This window comes from uncultured Georgenia sp. (assembly GCF_937958535.1).
In the GTDB taxonomy this organism is placed as follows: Bacteria; Actinomycetota; Actinomycetes; order Actinomycetales; family Actinomycetaceae; genus Oceanitalea.
In genome coordinates this window covers 1-15,149 of sequence record NZ_CALGNQ010000243.1, presented here as the reverse complement: position 1 = coordinate 15,149, position 15,149 = coordinate 1, and the positions used below count along the sequence as shown (strand labels likewise).

The following is a 15,149-nucleotide window of genomic DNA, read 5'->3' as shown; positions in this document are numbered from 1 at the left end:
CCAGCCGAGGACCGCCCCGGTGACGGGCTCGCCCGCCTCGCTCAGACGTGCTGCATCTCGCGCAGGCCGCGCGGGGTCTCGAGCCGCTTCTCCAGCCGCCGGGTCACCTGGATCAGGGGCAGGGCCACGACGGCGTAGACGACGCCCGCGGCAGTGAGGATCTCCAGGTAGCGGAAGCTGACGATGCCGATGTTGTAGGCGCGGCTGAGGAGCTCGGGCACGGACAGCGCGTAGGCGAGGGACGTCGCCTGGAACATCTGGACCGACAGCCCGATGAGCGGCGGCACCGCCACCCGCAGCGCCTGCGGGATGAGGACGTGGCGCAGCGCGTCCCACCGGGTGAGCGCGAGCGCCTGTGCCGCCTCCGCCTGCCCGGCCGCGACGGACTGCAGCGCGGCGCGGATGATCTCGCTGGAGTAGGCGGCCACGCTGAACCCGATGGCGATCCACGCCGCGGGCAGCCCGTCGAGGGTGATCCCCACGTTCGGGAAGCCGTAGTAGACGAGCTGGAGCAGCACGATCACCGGGGCGCCGCGGCCGATCTCCACGACGACGATCGCCGGCCAGGACACCCAGCGGCTGCGCGCGGAGGTGAGCAGGGCGAGCCCCAGCCCGAGGACGAGGCCGGCGCCGATGCTCACCCCGGCGAGCTGGAGGGTGACGACCAGGCCGCGGAGCAGCTCGAGGAGGTTGTCCGCGCTCATCGCGCCACCTGCGCCCGCATACGGTGGTCGAGGTACCGGGAGAGCAGCGCCACGGGGACGCTGAGCGCGATGTACAGGACGACGGCGGCCCCGAAGGAGAGCAGCCCCTGGCCGGTGGCGCGGGCCTCGGCGACGGTGAAGTAGGAGATCTCCATGACACCGATGACGCTGGGGATCGAGGAGTCCTTGAGCAGGGTGAGGGCGAACGTCGTCGCGCTCGGCAGGGCGACCCGCACGGCCTGCGGGCCGATGACGGTGCGGACCGTCTCCAGCGGGGAGAGGGCCAACGCCCGGGAGGCCTCCCACTGGCCGCGGTCGATCGAGGCGACCGCGCCGCGGTACACCTCGGCGAGGTAGGCGCCCGAGACGAGCCCGAGGGTGAGGACCGCGGCCTCGACGTTGTCGAGCCGGTAGCCACCCACCGACAGGCCGAAGAAGAGGAGGAAGAGCCACACGAGGATCGGGACGCTGCGGACCAGGTCGACCACGGCCCGCACCGGGACCCGGACGAGAGCGTGCCGCGAGCGCAGCCCGGCGACGAGCGGGACGCCGAGCACGGCGGCGATCGCGAAGGCCGCGGCGGTGATCCCCACGGTCATCGGCACCCCGCGGGCAAGGGCCGAGAGGAGCTCCATCAGCGGTCCAGCACCGAGTGGAGGAAGCGGCGGGTGCGCTCGTGGCGCGGGGCGGTGAACACGGTGGAGGGGGCGCCGGAGTCGATGATCCCGCCGTCGGCCATGACGATCACCTGGTCGGAGACCTCCCGGGCGAACTTCATCTCGTGGGTGACGACGATCATCGTCCGCCCCTCGTCGGCGAGCTCGCGCATGACCCACCCACGCGGAGAGCGAGGAGTTCTACTCCTACGACGTCCACCGCTGCGCGTACGCCGAGATGTACAAGTCCATGGGGCTGGAGGAGATCGGGTCCCTGCTGTCGTGCGTGCGTGACTACGAGTTCATCAGGGGCTACGACCCGGAGGTGGAGCTCACCCGGACGCAGACGATCATGGAGGGTGCCTCGCACTGCGACTTCCGCTACCGCCGGCGTCCGCGCCCCGCGGAGGCGTAGGCCGCTCGACGACCCGGTCGGGTGCCCGCGTGGGCGTTCCCGCCCCTCCGGCCCGGAGTCACCCCGCCGGGACGGCGCGGCGCCTACCGAACGCCGGCTGTGATCACGCCTCCTCGGCCCCCCGTCCCACCCCGGCGGGCGCCTGCGGGCCCGCCACGGCGGCGCGTCTCCTCACCGCCACCAGGAGCAACCCGAGGACGGCGGCCACGACCGCCACGGCGAGCGGCGGCACGACGAGCGCCGGCATCGTCGCGGCCATGCGGAAGACGCCGGCGCCGTACTCCGCCATGGCGGCCGGGTCCCGGGCGAGGACGCGGCTGCCGACGGCGGCGGCCGTCGCGGTGACGAACGGGGGGACGAGCCACAGTCCCACGAGTGCGCCCACCGCCGCGGCCACGCGTCCGGTGGTGCGCAGCCCGCACCATGCGATCGCCGCGCCGATGGCCACCGGGCCGAGCCAGCGGGTGTACCCCACGACGGCCATGGCGACGCCGGGCGGGACGGGTGAGGACGGTCCCGCGACGAGGACGTGGAGCCAGCTCGCCAGGAGCAGGGCGGCGATCGCGGCACCGACGAGTGCACCCGCTCGCGGCGCCCGGGCGAGGAGCACCATGACGCCCGCGCTGATTGCGAGCGCCAGCACGGACAGTGCCACGAGACCGGCGAGGTAGGGCGTGGCCCCGGGCCGCGCGCCCAGACCGGAGCCGACGGTCACCGCCGTCTGGACCACCGCGAAGGCCTGCACGCCCAGCAGCCCCACCGCGACCGCCCCCAGTCCGGTGGGCACGTACCGCCGGGCGACCGCGCCGGCCCCCGCGCCGCCGACGACGAGGAGGGCCGCGATCTCGACGACGAAGTACTGGTTGAACGGCAGCAGGACGAGCGGCATGTCCTCGGGCGACGTCGGCTGCGCCCACAGGTTCTGCAGCGGCAGCCGCATACCGGTGAGGAGCCAGGGGAGCAGCCCCACGACCGCGGCGGCCACCCCGATCGCGTAGCGCCCCAGCGGGGAGACGGTCACTCCCTGACGCGGGACGGTGGACTCGGCGGCCGGGGGCACGTGGTCGTCGATCATCGCGGTGACCTTACCGGAGCCGTGCTGCGGGGGCACCGACTTTCGTGCCCCGGTGTCGCCGGGGCGTCCCGACGCGGGGCTGGGGTGGTGCATGCTGGGCGCCATGTCGAACGAGGCGAGACCCAGGGACGCCGAGCCGGTCGGGCGATACGCCCGCGTCCTCACCGCCCCGAACCCCGGGCCGATGACACTCGAGGGCACGAACACGTGGGTGCTGACCGGCCCGCGCGGCGCCGTCGTCGTCGACCCCGGACCCGTTGGCGTGACCGACCACCTCCGCGCGGCCCACTCCGCCGCGGGACGGGAGGTCGCGGCCACGCTGCTCACCCACCACCACACCGACCACACCGGTGCGCTGGAGGAGTGGACGGCGCTCGCGCCGGCACCGGTGCGCGGCGCCGGCCGGGGCGCCCCGTTCCGCGACGGCGAGGTGCTCGAGGAGGGCGGACTGCGGGTCGAGGTCCTCCTCACCCCCGGGCACACCCCCGACTCGGTGTGCTTCCTGCTCGACGACGGGGTGCTGCTCACCGGTGACACGGTGCTGGGCCGGGGCACCACCGTCGTCCCCTGGCCCGAGGGCGACCTCGGCGACTACCTGCGCTCCCTCGACCGGCTCATCGCACTCACCCGGCAGGGCCGGGTGCGGTTGCTCGCCCCGGCGCACGGCCCCGTCGTCACCGACCCGCTGGCTCACCTCGAGGCGCTGCGCACCCACCGGCACGAACGGCTGGAGCAGGTGCGGGCCGCCGTCGCGGCCGGGGCGAGGACCGCCGCGGACGTCGTCCGTGCCGTGTACGGCGAGCTCGAGCCGACCCTCGCCCGGGCCGCGGGGATGAGCGTGCGTGCCCAGCTGGCCCACCTGGGCCTGCCGACGGAGTAGCTCAGGCGTCGTCGCGGGCGGTGAGGACGAGCGGGCCGTCCGGGGTCACCGCCACGGTGTGCTCGCTGTGCGCGCCGCGCGAGCCGTCGACGCTGCGCAGCGTCCACCCGTCCGGGTCGGTGTACAGCTCGTCGGTCCCGGCCATGAACCACGGCTCGAGCGCGACGACGAGCCCCGGCCGCAGCTTCAGGCCGCGGCCCGGCCGGCCGTCGTTGGGCACGTGCGGCTCCCCGTGCATGGTGCGGCCCACCCCGTGGCCGCCGAACTGGAGGTTGACCCGGTAACCGTACTCGGCGGCGACCCGGCCGATGGCGGCCGAGACGTCGCCCAGGCGGTTGCCGACCACGCTCGCCGCGATCGCGGCCTCCAGCGCCACCTCGGTCGCCTCGATGAGCCGCAGGTCCTCCGGGCGCGGCTCCCCCACGACGAAGCTCACCGCGGAGTCCGCCACCCAGCCGTCGACGCTGGCGGCGAAGTCGAGGGACAGGAGGTCACCGTCGCGGAGCCGGTAGTCGTGCGGCAGCCCGTGCAGCACCGCGTCGTTCACCGACGTGCACAGCACGTGGCCGAAGGGCCGGGCCCCGAAGGAGGGGTGGTAGTCGATGTAGCAGGACTCGGCGCCGGCGGCGCGGATCATGTCGTGCGCCAGCGCGTCGAGGTCGAGCAGGTTGACGCCGACGGCGGCGTGCCGACGCAGCTCGCCGAGGACCTCGGCGACGAAACGACCGGCCGGGCGCATCGCCTCGACCTCGCGGGGGCTCTTGAGCTCGATCACTGCCTCAGGTTACGCGTGTCGCGCGCGTCGGCCCCGCACACTGGAGGGCATGCGCTGCCTGGGCCTGGACGTGGGGACGACCAACACGAAGGCCGTGCTCGTCGACGTGGGGGATGACGTCCGGGTGGTCGCCGGTGCCTCCGCACCGACCCCGGCCGGTGGCGCCGAGCTGCTCGGCACCGTGAGGGACCTCGTGCGGCAGGTGGTGGGGGACGAGCCACCCGCCGCGGTCGGGGTCGCGTCGATGGCCGAGACCGGCGTCCCGCTCGACGCGGACGACCGCCCACTCGGTGACCTCGTGCGCTGGAACGTCCGCCGCGGCGGCGGGGCGGCCGACCGGCTGGCCCGCGAGCTGGGCGCCGCCGAGCTCTTCGCGTCCACCGGGGTGCGGGCCAGTGGCAAGGTCCCGCTCGCCGTCTGGGCCCACCTGAGTGAGCACGAGCCGGACCGCTGGGCACGGATGCGGCGCTGGGCCGGGGCCGCCGACCTCGTCGTCCTCGGGCTCACCGGCCGGCTGGTCACCGACCACACGCTCGCCGGACGCACCATGGCCTACCGGCTGCCCGCGCCGGGCACGTCGTTGCCGCGGACGTTCGACGCGGACCTGCTGGCGACGGTCGGGCTGCGTCCCGAGCAGCTCCCGGAGGTGGCCGGCCCGGACCAGGTTGCCGGCCGGGTGGCGGCCGGGGGATTGGCGGGACTCCGTGCCGGGACGCCGGTGGTCGTCGCGGGCCATGACCACCAGGTCGGCGCTTGGGCGGGCGGGATGCGCGCCCCGGGGGACGTGGCGGACTCCCTCGGCACCGCGGAGTCGGTGATCCGTGTGCTCGCCACGCGACCGGGGCCGGCGGCGGTGGCAGCGGCGGGGATGAGCCTGGTCCGCACCGTCGGGGGTGCCCACGAGGCGCTCGTCGCCGGCTCGCCCGCGGCGGGAGCCATGCTCGCCTGGTGCGCGGAACGACTCGGCGGCGCGGAACGGCTGGCCGAGCTCCTCACCGCCGCGGCGGAGCGGCCACGCCACCCCGACTCCCCGGTCGTGCTGCCGTACCTCCGTGGACGCCAGGCGCCCGTGCCGGACCCGGACGCCGCGGTAAGCGTCGTCGGCACGCTGCCGGAGGACGACGACGTCGGCCTGGTCGCCGCGGTGGTCGACGGCCTCGCGCTGCACGCGCGATGGCTCATGACGGCGCAGGCGGAGCTGGCCGGTGTGGCCGCGGGCGCCGGCGCGGTGCTCGTGCTCGGGGCGGCCGCGCGGGAGGGCTCGGCGTGGATGCGGGCGAAGGCGGCTGCCGGGCCGGCGCGAATGCGTGTGGTGGACGTCGCCGAGCCGGTCGCCGCGGGTGCGGCGCTGCTCGCCGCCCACCGTGCAGGCCTGGTGGACGGGACGCTGCTGCCGGTGGTCGACGTGCCCACGGGGCCGGTGCGGCCGTACGACGCCCTCTACTACCGGTTCGTCCGGGCCGCCGTCGGGGGCTGAGCGGGCCGGGCGTGGTGCTGGCGGCAGGCGGCTGCCTCGGTGAGAGCTCAGGCGCCGGCGGGAACTGAGCCCTCGGTGGGAGGTGGGCTGTCGGTGGGAGGTCGGCTGTCGGTGGGAAGTGAGCCCTCGGTGGGAAGTGGGCTGTCGGTGGGAAGTGAGCGCTCGGTGGGGAGTGGGTGACGGTGGATGGGGGCGTGGTGGTCGGGGGACGCCGGGGGGCTCAGCGGAGGAAGTCGACGAGGCCGCGGTGGACGAGCTGGGCGCGCGCCTCGACCGCCCGGCGGCTGAGCTCCTGGAGCTGGAGGTCGATGACGGCGTCGGCGAGCTCGGCGTCGACGCTCGCGTCCAACGTGTCGCGGACCGAGCCGAGGAGCCGCTCGCTCGTGTCACCGGGCTCGCTGCCGGGCAGGGCCCGGGTCAGCGTCTCGACCTGCGCGACGAGCTCCCGTAGCGCCGACCGATGCTCGTGCAGGATGTCGCCCCACGGCCCCTGCGCGGCCTGGGCGAGGTCGGCCAGGGAGGCGTTCTCCGGCCGGCCCAGCGCCCGGGCGCTCGCGGCCGCCTCCGCCGCACGGCCCAGCTCAGCCGTGCGGTACTGCTCCAACACGTCCTCGGTCTCCCGCGCGGCGAGCGCGATCCGCGCGGTCCGTCCGGTCTCGAGCAGCGCGCGCTCCACCTCGAGGCGGTGGACGAGGAGCTCCAGGAGGTCCCGTTCCCGCCAGAGGACGTCGGAGAGTGCGCGCATCAGCTGCCCTTCCCGTGACAGGGGCGCCGCCGGATGGAGGTGCGGCGTCGGAGTGGAGGTCAGACCTCCACGAGGGTAGCCCGAGCCGGGCACGACCGACCGGTGTCGTGGTCACCCCCGGTCCGCGGATGTGCGCAGCGGCAGCCTCCGGCCCCTGTCGGCGCGCGGCCTGCGGCGGGCGCAGGGGACCTTCCCTCCGGTGTCTCCCTGCCCGCCCGAGGCGCATCGGGTGTGGCCCTCCTCTCCGTCGGCCATGCCCGTTCCGGCGCGCAGGGGACGGCCCCTCCGTCAGCTCACTGCCCGAGGGGCGCGCGCAGCGGCAGCCCGCTCCCCTCGAGGATCACCTGCACCGCGGCACCGGTCTCGAGGTTGACCAGCACCGGCGCGAGGAGGTTCGCCGAGGCCTCGTCCCCCGTGTCGCCCGGCCGGACGACGACGAGCACCGCCGGGTCGGTGGTGCCGATCTCGTCGAGCACCTCGGCGGGCACGTCCGGGCTGTAGTCCGGGAAGAAGGGGCGCGGGTCGAGCAGGAAGAGCCGCAGGTCGCTCGCCTCGACCGCACGCAGCGTGTAGAGCTCGGGCGTGACACCGGCGAGGGCGAACGCGGTGTGAGGCTCCAACCCGGGCGGCGGGCTGACGAAATGAAGGACCGACTCGGTCACGGCGCCGCTCATCGCAGGAAGTCCAGCAGGCTCGGCTGCAGCACCCGGCTCGTCGCGCCGAGCGCCGCCTGGTAGGCGACCTCCTGGAGCTGCAACTCCACGATGGTCTCGGCCAGGTCGACGTCCTCGACGGCGGAGAGCCGCCCGGCCAGGGTGATCTCCCGGGAGGCGAGGGCGTCCTGCGCCTGGAGGACCAGCTTGTGCCGGGCCCCGACGCTGCCGACCTCCGCGAGCACCGCCTCGAGACGCTCGTCGATGTCGGAGAGGAAGCCGCCGACGTCCTCCCCGGCCTCCAGCCGGGTGGCGATCTCCCCGAGCAGGGAGAACACCGACATCCCGACCGGGGTGCCGCTCGCGTCCCGGGCCAGCGCGCCGTCGGCGTCGACGACGTCGACCCCGAAGACCTCCGACCCCGCGGAGTCGACCCGCACCTGCGTCGTGTCCGAGACGCGGCGCAGCACCTCCGCACCTTCGCGTCCGGTGAACGTCACGGTGCCCTCCGGACCGCGGACGAAGGCCGCCTGGGCGGAGGTGCCGGCGAAGACGGACCGGCCGAGGTAGCTGGTGTTCGCCGTCTCGAGGAGGCTGTCGGCCGTGGCCCGCAGCTCGGCGGCGATCGCCGCGCGGGCGCTCGGGCCGAGGGCCCCGGAGCTGGCGCCCCGCACGGTGAGGTCCCGGGCCCGGCGCAGGTCGCTGAGCACGTCGCCCAGCGCGCTGTCGACCGTGGTGAGCCAGGCGTCGCCGTCGGCCGCGTTGCGGGCGTACTGCGCGGTGGCGCGCTGGTCGGCCCGCACCTGCATGGCGTCGACCGTCGCGGCCGGGTCGTCGGAGGGTCTCGTCAGCACCTTGCCGCTCGTCAGCCGCTCCTGGAGCTTGGCCATCGCGCCCAGGTTCTGCTGGAGGTGCGCGAGGGAGGAGCGCTGGAGCCCCAGCTGGGTGACTCGTCCGATTATCGGTTGACTACCTTCCCACCACGCCGGTGCGGTTGATCAGCGTATCGAGCATCTCGTCGACGGTTGTGAGCACGCGGGCGGCCGCCTCGTAGGCCCGCTGGTACATGACGAGGTTGACGCTCTCCTCGTCGAGGTCCACGGCGGTCTGGGAGAGCAGCTGCGCCTCGGCGGTGGCGCGGGTGCCCTCGGCGGCCTCGGCCCGGCGGACCGCGGTGCGGGTGTTCACCCCGAGGTCGACCACGGTGCTCGCCCAGGCGGTGCGGGTGTCGCTCAGTTCGGCGATCCGGGCAGCCAGCGACCCGTCCACCTCCCCGGGGTTGCCGGTGGTGACCTGGTCGACGTGGGTCAGGGCGACCTCGAGGCTGAGCGCCGGGCGGGCGGCGTCGAGGGTGAAGAAGTCGCGGTGGGTGCCGTCGGCGCCGGGCAGCGAGGCGTGCAGCGTGTTGACCTCACCGGCCAATGTCGTGGCGAGCGTGTCGTAGGACCGGGCCAGCCCGGCGAGGGGGCCGCTCTGGTCCGCGGGGGCGAGGACCTCGACAAGGCCGGTGAGTCGGCCACCGGTCGCCGCGGCCGGGGCCCCGGAGTCCGCCCACACGAGGCGGACCGGCCCCTCGGCGGTGCCCCAGCCAGCCGGGGGCGTGGTGCCGAGGTCGGTCATGCTCGGGCTGCCGTGGACGGCGACGGCATTCGCGCGGCCGCCCTCGACCAGCGCGCTGCCCCCGACGAGGACGTCGACGGTGCCGTCGGGGCGTTCGCGCACCTCGCCGCCCACGAGGTGGGCCAGGTCGGAGACGAGGAGGCCCCGCTCGTCGAGGAGGGAGTTGACCGGCTCGCCGGCGTTGAGCGCGTCGCGGATGCGGGCGTTGAGGTCGGCCACGGCGGCCGCGGTCGTGCTGACGTCCTGCGCCAGCGCGTCGACCTGGGTGCGGGTGGCGTCCCACTGCTGCTCGGCGGCGCGGTACCCGGCGGTGATGTCGGCGGCGAGGGAGGCGGCGTCCCCGAGGAGGACCGCCTTGGCCGCGCCGTCGTCGGGACGGTTGGCGACGTCGTGCCAGGCGTTGAAGAAGGTGTCGAGCCCGGCCGCCAGCCCGTTCTCGCTCGGCTCGGCGACGGTGGTCTCGAGCAGGCTCCAGGACTCGGCGACGGCGGTGAGCCGGGCGGCCGCCGACGTCTGGGTGCGCAGCCGGGTCTCGAGGAACGCGTCGGTGAGTCGGTCCACCGAGGCGACGGTGACGCCCGTGGCGCGGGTGGCGCTGCTCCCGAACAGGGTGGAGGCGGGGCTGCCGATCGCGGCCAGGCTCGCGCGCTGGCGGGTGTAGCCGGGGGTGTTGACGTTCGAGATGTTCTGGCTGGTCACCTCGAGCGCGATGCGCTGCGCAGTGAGCGAGGTGTAGGCGCCGTTGAGCGCGGCGAAGGAGCTCATGTGACCTCTAGAGGGACTCGTCGATCAGGCGGGGGGAGGAGAGTCAGCATGACCACCGCGGCCGAGCACGTCCTCGACATCGCCCGCGACCTGTTCGCCGCGCTCGTCGACGGCGAGCCGGGCCACGTCGCCGAGTGGGGCGGCGCGGGCGTCGACCTCACCGAGCCGGTGCACGCCTGGGTCGACATCACCTGTGCACACCCGCTGCGCGCCACGGTGACGACCGACCGCGGCACCGCGGCCGACATCGCCCGCGCGCTGCTCGCCCTGGCCCCCGACGAGGCCGTCACGAGCGAGGACGCCGAGGACGCCCTGGGCGAGATGGCCAACGTCATCGGCGGCAACCTCAAGGGGCTGGTGGCCCGGTCCGCCGCCCTCACCGTGCCGGTGGTCGCCCGCGGCCCCGTCGAGACCGCAGGCCGGCGGGCGTGGGAGCGGCGGCTGCGGTGGCGCGACCGGCCCGTCGTCATCTCCATGTGGCAGCTCGACCCCGAGGGAAAGGAGCAGACCCCGTGAGTCTGCGAGTCATCGTCGTCGACGACAGCCGGGTGATGCGTCAGATCGTCATCCGCACGCTGCGCCAGGCGGGCTACGGCGACTGGGAGGTCACCGAGGCGAGCAACGGCGCCGAGGCCCTGGAGCTGGCCCTCGCCCAGCAGCCGGACCTCGTGCTGTCGGACTGGAACATGCCCGAGATGAGCGGCATCGACCTGCTGCGGCGGCTCACCGTGGCGGCGCCCGACGTCCCGCTCGGCTTCGTCACCTCGGAGGGCTCGCCGCAGATGCGGGAGCTCGCCGCCCGCGAGGGCGCGCTGTTCCTCATCGCCAAACCCTTCACGCCCGACGTCTTCCGCTCGACCATCGACCCCTTCCTCGCATGAGCACCACACCGATCCCCCCGCTCAAGGAGGTCCGCGACCTCCTCACCATGCTCGTCGGCCGCGACTGCGAGGTCTCCGTCGCGGACGAGTCCGTCACCCCGGCCACCGAGCCGGGCGTCGTCGTCGGTGTCTACGTCACCCAGTTCCTCCGCGGCGAGGCGCTCGTCGCCCTCGACACCACGCTCGCGGCCGCCCTCGGCGGCGCCATCGCGCTCATCCCGGCACGGACGGCGCTGGCCGCCGTCGGGCCGGGCCCGCTGCCCGAGCACCTCCTGGAGAACACGTCCGAGGTGCTCAACGTCCTGTCCTCGCTGTTCAACGTCGGCAACGCGCCCCACCTGCGGCTCGACACGGTCCACGACTCCGGCACCGGCCCGCTCCCCGCCGACGTCGCCGGCTGGTTGCGCAGCTACGGCCCGCGGCTCGACGTGGCCGTGGACGTCCAGGGCTACGCGACCGGGCTGCTGTCCATCGTCCTGCGGTAGCCGCTACCGCGGCTCGAGCACCACCGGCTGCGGGTACTTCGCCCGCCGCAGGTCACCGGAGGACTGCCGGCGCAGGCGGCGCTGCACCCACGGGTAGGCATAGGTGCGCGCCCAGCGCAGGTTCTCCCGCCACCGCTCCGCACGGGCCGCGGGCGGCAGCGGGGTGAGCGGGTCGTCCCACGCCGGGTCGTCGGGCGCCAGGCCCAGGCCGACGAGAGCCGCCTGGGCCGCCCGCTCGTGGCCCGCCGTCGAGAGGTGGATCCGGTCCTCGGCCCACATCCGCCAGTCGCGCAGCGACCGCATCCCCCAGGCGTCGAGCACGTGCGCGCCGTGCCGGTGGGCGATCGACCACACCCCGGCGTTGAACAGCGCGACCTTGCTGCGGGTGAGACGGACCACCGGCGAGCCGGCCGGGTCGAAGCCGGTGCCCATGAGCACCGTGACCCCCTCGGCACGCAGCGTGGCGACGGCGTCCTCGAGGAGCCCGAGCAGCCGCTCCACGTCCGAGCCCGGCCGCAGGATGTCGTTGCCGCCCCCGATGAGCGAGACGAGGTCCGGGCGCAGGCCGCGCGCGACCGGTAGCTGCTCGGTGAGGATCTGCCCGAGGAGCCGGCCGCGGACCGCGAGGTTCGCGTACTCCAGCGGTGCCTCGCCCGCGGCCAGGCGGCGGCGTGACAGGGTCGCGGCGAGCAGGTCGGCCCAGCCGCGCTGGCGTTCGGGGTCCGTCGGGTCCGGGTCGACCATGCCCTCGGTCAGGGAGTCGCCGATCGCGACGTAGCGGCCCCACGGGGGCACGTCGGACGTCAGGTTCGTGGTCACGCGTCGATCCTGCCAGCCGTCCCGCCCGCCAACACCCCGCTGGCCGGCGCCCCACGAGGACACGCCCTCCCCGGCCGGCGTCCTTGCCGTGGCTCGGTCTTCTCGATTGCCGTTCGTCCCGCCGCGCAGGGCCGGCTGAGCGGAAGGGACGACCCACCGGGCGGGAAGGTCCGGGGAGCCGGGGGAGGGGGAGCGGTCGTGTCGGGACGACCGGCTGGGCGGCGGCGCGTCAGGGCAGCGCCCACCGCACCGGCCTGCCGCCCTGCTCCGCGAGCAGCGCGTTGGCGCGGGAGAACGGGCGCGAGCCGAAGAACCCGCGGGAGGCCGACAGCGGACTGGGGTGCGGCGAGGCCACCACCGGGACGTCGCCGAGCAGCGGGCGCAGGGTCTGCGCCTGGTTGCCCCACAGGATCGCCACGAGCGGGCCGCCGCGCTCCACGAGCGCCCGGATGGCGTGCTCGGTCACCGCCTCCCAGCCCTTGCCCCGGTGCGAGCCGGGCCGCCCCGGGGTCACGGTGAGAACCCTGTTGAGCAGGAGCACGCCGTCCTCGGCCCACGGGGTGAGGTCGCCCGTCGAGGGCGGGTGGGTGCCGACGTCGTCGACGAGCTCGCGGAAGATGTTGACCAGGCTGCGCGGGAAGGGGCGCACGTCCGGCTGGACGGAGAAGGACAGGCCCATCGGGTGGCCGGGCGTGGGGTAGGGGTCCTGGCCGACGATGATGACGCGGACGTCCTCGAACGGGCGGGTGAAGGCCCGCAGCACGTCCGTCCCGCGCGGCAGGTAGCCCCGCCGGGCGGCGATCTCACCGCGCAGGAAGTCACCCATGGCGCGGATCTGGTGCTCCACGGGTGCCAGGGCACGGGCCCAGCCAGGGTCGACGAGCTCATCCAGCGGAGTCACGGCGGCCAGGGTAACCCGCGCCGCGACGCGACGGCGCGCAGAATGACACCGGTGTGGTTCGCCCCGTAGCATGGGCCAGGTCGTCACGCGCCGGCAGGAGGAGGGGACATGGACACCGCTCACGCGCTGGGCCCGCAGGCCGTGCTCGGGGACACCGAGCGCGAGATCCTCGCCTTCGAGCGTCAGTGGTGGAAGTACGGCGGCGCCAAGGAGACGGCGATCCGCGAGCTCTTCGGGATGAGCGCGACACGCTACTACCAGGTGCTCAACTCCCTCATCGACACCGAGGCGGCGCTCGCGGCCGACCCCATGCTCGTCAAGCGGCTGCGGCGGATGCGCGACGCCCGCCAGCGGGAGCGGTCCGGCCGGCGGCTGAGCAGCCCTCGCTGAGCGGACCGGCGCTGCCGGGTCACCCGAACGGATAACCTGCTCGACGTGAGCCAGTACCCCGAGGACGAGTTCGACGTCGCCGCGCGTCAGCGCGGGCCGGAAGGCGTCCACCGCGCGCCCCAGTCGCTGCTGCGTGCCCTCGCCCCCTTCATCGCCGTCATCGTCATCGTCCCGCTCCTCGCCTGGGGTGCGGTGAGCCTGCTGGGCGGCGGCGGCGACGGCGACCCCGAGGCAGCGCCCACCGGCCCGGCCGCGACCGCCGAGCCCAGCGAGGAACCGACGGCCCCGGACGCGACCGCCGAGGAGACCACCCCCGAGGAGGACCCGGAGGAGGAGACCACCGAGCCGGGCCTCGGCGAGGACGTGGTCCTCGAGACGTCGATCTCCGTGCTCAACGGCGCCGGGGTCGGGGGACTGGCCGCCGAGGTCGCCGCGGAGCTCACCGACGCCGGCTTCACCACCGTCGGCGCCGCCGACTACGGCGCGGCCGCCCCGGACGTCACGACGCTCTACTACCGCAACGCCGACCTCGCGCCCACCGCGGAGGCGATCGGTGAGCTCATCGGCATCGACAACCTCGTCGAGGCGCCCTCGGCCACCCGGAACGTCGAGATCGCCATCGTGCTGCGGGCGGACTACACCGAGAGTTGACCAAGCCTGAGGCTGCGTTTGACCTGGTCGCAGATCGACCGTTGACCCGTGAGGCACCTCACACCTATGGTGGGGGCGTCCTCCACAGCGCCGTGGGGAAGTCGGGCCAGCGGTCCCCGCGACCGCTGGCCCGACCTGAGGTCGGCAGCGTCCCGGGCCGGGTCCGGCCGCTCCTGCTGCTTGCACTCTCCGGTCGGGAGTGCCAAGATTCCGATTAGCACTCTCCCATCGAGAGTGACAGAAGCTCCGGGCCGAACCAGTGAGGTCCGGCGTGTCGGCGGGACGTGACCGCCGGGCCGCCGAACCGTCCGTCGCGGGCACTGGCCGACCCAAGCCACGCTACAAGCGGAGGTATCTACCCCATGGCAAAGATGATTGCCTTCGACGAGGATGCCCGTCGCGGCATGGAGCGCGGGCTCAACACCCTCGCCGACACCGTGAAGGTCACCCTGGGCCCCCGGGGCCGGAACGTCGTCCTCGAGAAGAAGTGGGGCGCCCCCACGATCACCAACGACGGCGTGTCCATCGCCAAGGAGATCGAGCTCGAGGACCCCTACGAGAAGATCGGCGCCGAGCTGGTCAAGGAGGTCGCGAAGAAGACCGACGACGTCGCCGGTGACGGCACGACGACGGCGACCGTCCTCGCCCAGGCGCTCGTCCGCGAGGGTCTGCGCAACGTCGCTGCCGGCGCGAACCCGATCGCGCTGCGCCGCGGCATCGAGAAGGCCGTCGCCGCCGTGACGGAGAAGCTCTTCGCCCAGGCCAAGCCGGTCGAGACCAAGGACCAGATCGCCAACACCGCCGCGATCTCCGCCGGCGACCCCGCCATCGGTGAGCTCATCGCCGAGGCGATCGACAAGGTGGGCGCCGAGGGCGTCATCACCGTCGAGGAGTCCCAGACCTTCGGGCTCGAGCTCGAGCTCACCGAGGGTATGCGGTTCGACAAGGGCTACATCTCGCCCTACTTCGTCACCGACGCCGAGCGCCAGGAGGCCGTCCTCGAGGACGCCTACGTGCTGCTCGTCGAGTCGAAGATCTCCAACGTCAAGGACCTGCTGCCCCTCCTGGAGAAGGTCATCCAGGCCGGCAAACCGCTGGTCGTCATCGCCGAGGACGTCGAGGGCGAGGCCCTGGCCACGCTCGTCGTCAACAAGATCCGCGGCACCTTCAAGTCCGTCGCCGTCAAGGCCCCGGGCTTCGGTGACCGCCGCAAGGCGATGCTGCAGGACATGGCCATCCTCACCGGTGGTCAGGTCA

At 74.3% G+C, this 15,149-nt stretch carries 20 protein-coding genes; 9 read left to right on the top strand and 11 right to left on the bottom strand.

The features are described 5' to 3' along the window. Positions 1-41 precede the first annotated feature (41 nt). The 3 genes from Q0195_RS12740 to Q0195_RS12730 are packed head-to-tail and all read right to left on the bottom strand — an operon-like array spanning position 42 to position 1,533. Positions 42-704 carry an ABC transporter permease subunit gene (locus Q0195_RS12740; RefSeq protein ID WP_299279134.1) on the bottom strand — a complete coding sequence of 221 codons (663 nt, stop codon included), beginning with the start codon at positions 702-704 and terminating at the stop codon, positions 42-44. Beyond that, a complete protein-coding gene (locus Q0195_RS12735) occupies positions 701-1,339 on the bottom strand; it encodes an amino acid ABC transporter permease (protein WP_299279133.1) in 639 nt (212 codons plus the stop codon). Before Q0195_RS12735 ends, Q0195_RS12740 begins: the two co-directional genes overlap by 4 nt. Next, a complete protein-coding gene (locus Q0195_RS12730) occupies positions 1,339-1,533 on the bottom strand; it encodes a hypothetical protein (RefSeq protein WP_299279131.1) in 195 nt (64 codons plus the stop codon). The genes Q0195_RS12735 and Q0195_RS12730 overlap by 1 nt, the downstream gene beginning before the upstream one ends. Before the next feature lie 65 nt (positions 1,534-1,598). On the opposite strand from Q0195_RS12730, the gene Q0195_RS12725 reads away from it, so the two are divergent. After that, positions 1,599-1,775 (top strand): L-2-amino-thiazoline-4-carboxylic acid hydrolase, encoded by a 177-nt coding sequence (locus Q0195_RS12725; RefSeq protein WP_299279129.1) that lies wholly within the window; start codon positions 1,599-1,601, stop codon positions 1,773-1,775. A gap of 103 nt (positions 1,776-1,878) precedes the next feature. On the opposite strand, the gene Q0195_RS12720 is transcribed toward Q0195_RS12725, so the two are convergent. Next, entirely contained in the window at positions 1,879-2,850 is a 972-nt protein-coding gene (locus Q0195_RS12720; protein ID WP_299279128.1) for a hypothetical protein, read from the bottom strand. A 103-nt stretch (positions 2,851-2,953) separates the two neighbouring features. Here Q0195_RS12720 and Q0195_RS12715 point away from each other — a divergent pair, with 103 nt between their 5' ends. Next, positions 2,954-3,730 carry an MBL fold metallo-hydrolase gene (locus Q0195_RS12715; protein WP_299279126.1) on the top strand — a complete coding sequence of 259 codons (777 nt, stop codon included), beginning with the start codon at positions 2,954-2,956 and terminating at the stop codon, positions 3,728-3,730. A 1-nt stretch (position 3,731) separates the two neighbouring features. On the opposite strand, the gene map is transcribed toward Q0195_RS12715, so the two are convergent. After that, positions 3,732-4,505, bottom strand: coding sequence for a type I methionyl aminopeptidase (gene map, locus Q0195_RS12710; protein ID WP_299279124.1), 774 nt, complete (start codon positions 4,503-4,505; stop codon positions 3,732-3,734). A 49-nt stretch (positions 4,506-4,554) separates the two neighbouring features. Here map and Q0195_RS12705 point away from each other — a divergent pair, with 49 nt between their 5' ends. After that, a complete protein-coding gene (locus Q0195_RS12705) occupies positions 4,555-5,982 on the top strand; it encodes an FGGY family carbohydrate kinase (protein WP_299279122.1) in 1,428 nt (475 codons plus the stop codon). Positions 5,983-6,202: 220 nt separating this feature from the next. Here the strand turns inward: Q0195_RS12705 and flgN are convergent, their stop codons facing one another. The 4 genes from flgN to flgK form a co-directional block, all read right to left on the bottom strand. Further along, positions 6,203-6,727: a flagellar export chaperone FlgN gene (gene flgN / locus Q0195_RS12700; RefSeq protein WP_299279120.1), complete on the bottom strand. Its 525-nt coding sequence runs from the start codon at positions 6,725-6,727 to the stop codon at positions 6,203-6,205. A gap of 293 nt (positions 6,728-7,020) precedes the next feature. Continuing rightward, positions 7,021-7,401 carry a flagellar assembly protein FliW gene (locus tag Q0195_RS12695; RefSeq protein WP_299279119.1) on the bottom strand — a complete coding sequence of 127 codons (381 nt, stop codon included), beginning with the start codon at positions 7,399-7,401 and terminating at the stop codon, positions 7,021-7,023. Beyond that, positions 7,398-8,321, bottom strand: coding sequence for a flagellar hook-associated protein FlgL (gene flgL / locus Q0195_RS12690; RefSeq protein ID WP_299279256.1), 924 nt, complete (start codon positions 8,319-8,321; stop codon positions 7,398-7,400). Before flgL ends, Q0195_RS12695 begins: the two co-directional genes overlap by 4 nt. Before the next feature lie 28 nt (positions 8,322-8,349). Then, on the bottom strand, positions 8,350-9,765 hold the full coding sequence (gene flgK, locus Q0195_RS12685) for a flagellar hook-associated protein FlgK (RefSeq protein ID WP_299279117.1): 1,416 nt from the start codon (positions 9,763-9,765) through the stop codon (positions 8,350-8,352). Between the two features lie 48 nt (positions 9,766-9,813). Between flgK and Q0195_RS12680 the strand changes: the two genes are divergently transcribed. From Q0195_RS12680 to Q0195_RS12670, 3 genes are read left to right on the top strand one after another with little or no spacing between them, the layout of a single operon-like run. After that, positions 9,814-10,281, top strand: a complete 468-nt coding sequence (locus Q0195_RS12680; RefSeq protein WP_299279116.1) for a chemotaxis protein CheX — start codon at positions 9,814-9,816, stop codon at positions 10,279-10,281. A gap of 2 nt (positions 10,282-10,283) precedes the next feature. Continuing rightward, on the top strand, positions 10,284-10,646 hold the full coding sequence (locus Q0195_RS12675; protein WP_299279254.1) for a response regulator: 363 nt from the start codon (positions 10,284-10,286) through the stop codon (positions 10,644-10,646). Beyond that, positions 10,643-11,131, top strand: coding sequence for a hypothetical protein (locus tag Q0195_RS12670; protein WP_299279114.1), 489 nt, complete (start codon positions 10,643-10,645; stop codon positions 11,129-11,131). The genes Q0195_RS12675 and Q0195_RS12670 overlap by 4 nt, the downstream gene beginning before the upstream one ends. A gap of 3 nt (positions 11,132-11,134) precedes the next feature. Here the strand turns inward: Q0195_RS12670 and Q0195_RS12665 are convergent, their stop codons facing one another. Then, a complete protein-coding gene (locus tag Q0195_RS12665) occupies positions 11,135-11,950 on the bottom strand; it encodes an SGNH/GDSL hydrolase family protein (RefSeq protein WP_299279112.1) in 816 nt (271 codons plus the stop codon). Between the two features lie 229 nt (positions 11,951-12,179). Continuing rightward, positions 12,180-12,851 (bottom strand): uracil-DNA glycosylase, encoded by a 672-nt coding sequence (locus tag Q0195_RS12660; RefSeq protein WP_299279110.1) that lies wholly within the window; start codon positions 12,849-12,851, stop codon positions 12,180-12,182. Between the two features lie 108 nt (positions 12,852-12,959). Between Q0195_RS12660 and Q0195_RS12655 the strand changes: the two genes are divergently transcribed. The 3 genes from Q0195_RS12655 to groEL all read left to right on the top strand — a co-directional run. Beyond that, a complete protein-coding gene (locus tag Q0195_RS12655) occupies positions 12,960-13,241 on the top strand; it encodes a DUF3263 domain-containing protein (RefSeq protein ID WP_299279109.1) in 282 nt (93 codons plus the stop codon). Positions 13,242-13,286: 45 nt separating this feature from the next. Next, on the top strand, positions 13,287-13,892 hold the full coding sequence (locus tag Q0195_RS12650; RefSeq protein WP_299279107.1) for a LytR C-terminal domain-containing protein: 606 nt from the start codon (positions 13,287-13,289) through the stop codon (positions 13,890-13,892). A 362-nt stretch (positions 13,893-14,254) separates the two neighbouring features. Continuing rightward, positions 14,255-15,149: chaperonin GroEL (gene groEL / locus Q0195_RS12645; protein ID WP_299279105.1), on the top strand; the 895-nt coding region annotated here is incomplete at its 3' end.